Origin of the sequence: Yoonia sp. (assembly GCF_030731595.1) — a bacterium.
Classification (GTDB): domain Bacteria; phylum Pseudomonadota; class Alphaproteobacteria; order Rhodobacterales; family Rhodobacteraceae; genus Yoonia.
In genome coordinates, this window is record NZ_JANQTS010000143.1 from 26668 (window position 1) to 29378 (window position 2711).

Annotated in this window: 3 protein-coding genes; 2 read left to right on the forward strand and 1 reads right to left on the reverse strand. The window is 54.4% G+C overall.

What is annotated here, in order from left to right:
• Positions 1-18: 18 nt before the first annotated feature.
• Positions 19-807 carry a hypothetical protein gene (locus NWQ23_RS16135; RefSeq protein ID WP_306167417.1) on the reverse strand — a complete coding sequence of 263 codons (789 nt, stop codon included), beginning with the start codon at positions 805-807 and terminating at the stop codon, positions 19-21.
• On the opposite strand from NWQ23_RS16135, the gene NWQ23_RS16140 reads away from it, so the two are divergent.
• Positions 797-1243, forward strand: coding sequence for a hypothetical protein (locus tag NWQ23_RS16140; RefSeq protein WP_306167418.1), 447 nt, complete (start codon positions 797-799; stop codon positions 1241-1243). The genes NWQ23_RS16135 and NWQ23_RS16140 overlap by 11 nt on opposite strands.
• On the forward strand, positions 1225-2358 hold the full coding sequence (locus NWQ23_RS16145) for a Hint domain-containing protein (RefSeq protein ID WP_306167419.1): 1134 nt from the start codon (positions 1225-1227) through the stop codon (positions 2356-2358). The genes NWQ23_RS16140 and NWQ23_RS16145 overlap by 19 nt, the downstream gene beginning before the upstream one ends.
• The last annotated feature ends 353 nt before the right edge of the window (positions 2359-2711 follow it).

Here is a 2711-nt window from a genome sequence, read left to right on the forward strand (position 1 = left end):
CACGGCTGCCGGTAGGCCCTATGCTTTATCGTCCCGCGTCAGGCTTAGCATAAGCTTGACCAAGCGCATCAGATGAGCGACCGAGCGGTCCACGTTTTCGACGGTGATGTAGTTCCATGTCGCCGGAATCTTCCATAGGCATTCATAGCCTGCCAGAAGCACCCGGTTTCCGGCAGGCGATTTGACCCATATACCATAGTCGAATTGATGGTTCTTTTTCCAACCTTTGTTGGAGACGAACAGGATATCGAGCGCGACATCCCAATCGTCGATCTTGCTGACATACCAGCTTTGCTCTGCGTCGACCTTTTGCTCCCGCGCATCAAGGCAAAGCTTTGCACTCCCAGCCAGCGTCTTGCGCAGGACACGTGGCGGTACAGGCACGAGGTCTGCGAGATCCTGGACCAACGGCGGATGCAGCCGAATGCCCTCCGGCTCCAAATGGAACATGCGCGCCCAGTCTTCCAACGTACCACCGATATCGGCAAGGCTGGCCGCCACCGTCTTGATCGGCACCGTCATGATGCTGCGTCCCGGTTGCTGGATTGCAGTATTGTAGGCCACGATGGCAGGGAAACGATCCAGCGCCGCATTCGCTTCATCAATGGTTGCATAGTCCACTTTCGGGAGGGCATCGTGCGTTTCCCACTGATCAAGCAACGCGCCGACTTCCGTCTCGGACAGGCCGTCGAGATAGCGCACGAGCCGGACGGCGGAAGTATTGGGACAGGACCGCAAGAGCGGCCAGCCCTCTGCGGCCTCGGCCCGCCTATGGGCCTGCACAAGGTGTTGGTCGATGGCAACCACGATCTTTCTCGCCTCTGGAAATCGACAGGCCGAGCGTAGCGGATTCAAATTGCCACAGCTAGCGGCTTGTCACGACGGCCCGGGTTTTGGCGTCGTGGTCCCGCATAACGGCCCGTGTGGCGCCAATCACTGTGCAGCACCGCAGCAAGCCGGCTTGGTGCAGCATGAAGAAACGGTGCTGTGTCGTGCTCTACACCCCATAAAGACGGTCCAGCATCTCAAAAAATGGATTGCCATGAAACGTGCTTTAATTGCGCCTTTCGCCAGCATTATTCAAAAAGTGCCCGAACAAGACTCAGCATCGAAATTCGCAGATCGCTGTACCTATAGGCCTAACCTTAAGCGCATTTTCAGTTTTGGCCATTTAGTGTATCGAAGACTTTATCAAACAACGACTTTCACCGGAGTTTATGACGCATGGCCTTTGTTGACGTGATTAACAATTACTCGCTCGGTGCAACGGGAACTTTCAGTGCGAACGGAGAGACGGTCGCCTATACCGTAACAGATGGTGCGCAAACGATTAACGTGCCCAATCATGGGAATAGCTCCGCGCGGATACCCGGCCAGGGTCAGGACAGTGTTGTTGTGACATTTGATCAACCCATTTTGGGCGCGTCGGTAACGTTTCAGGGCAGCGACTCGAACGAATTCTACAATGTGATTGTGAATGGTGCTGTCGTTGATCTCGCAGCGCTTGTGGCGAGCGGTGACGCTACATTCCTAAACATAGGGACTGTGGCAACCCATACAATCAATGCTGACGGTACGATTTCCGGGGGTACGAACCCTGACGGAAGCATTGGCCAGATCATCTTCAACATTCCTGTCACCTCATTGGGTGCAGTTGGTGCGAGAAGTCCGAATACAGGAAACTACGATGGTGTTGAGATTGGGCTGGACGACGGTGTTTTTAACGTCGTTTGCTTCACCAAGGGCACGATGATTGCCACGCCAACGGGGCCTTGTCCGATTGAGACACTGTCTGTCGGCGCTTTGGCGCAGACACTGGGTGCTGCGGACAAGCCGATACGATGGATCGGATCCCGCCATTTTGACCGTGGCGTTCTGGAACGTTTTGAAAACCTGCGACCCGTCCGCATTACAGCAGGTGCCTTAGGCAATGGCCTACCCAAACGAGACTTGCTGGTATCGCGTCAACATCGCGTGCTTGTGTCTTCAAAAGTGGCAGCCCGCATGTTTGGTGTCAGTGACGTGCTGATTGCGGCGATTAAGCTGACTGAACTGCCCGGCATCTACGTGGATGAAGAGGTCACCAGTGTGACTTACTTTCATGTGCTGTTTGATGAACATGAGATTGTCTTTGCCGACGGCATCCCCGCCGAAAGTCTCTATTTGGGCGCCGAAGGATTGCGCGCGATGCCAGCATCATCCCGGAACGAGGTTCTAGTGATATTTCCCGAATTGGCGCATATTAGCGTATCGCCACATACGGCTTGTCTTGTGCCATCCGGCAAGAAGCAAAAGCGATTGGTTGAGCGTCACGCAAGGAACCAAAAACCCCTGTTGGAATTATATACGGCCTCGTGAGGGTTTTTCTGGCCGTGCGTTCTGCCCAGCATGAATGCCTTTGTACGATGAACATCCGTTCCACAATCGATACCGCGCAAGTTCTCAACAAAGCACAGTCTCTCCATCGTGACGTGAGCCTCACAATCAGGTAAGAACACATCTTTGGTTCTCGGGGGATATGGACCAGCTTTGTTCCTCAAACCTGCCACTCATTCAAAGACCAAATCAAAGCGCGCGGATGGCCTATAAGCCGGATTCTGTCCTCCGGGTTGCCCCGGATGGATGACCATTCATCTGGGATGCCTGTTACCAGACACCCTCTAGCTGCCAACCCGGACCGTCTGGGGTTCAAGCATCCCCGTCTTGCGACG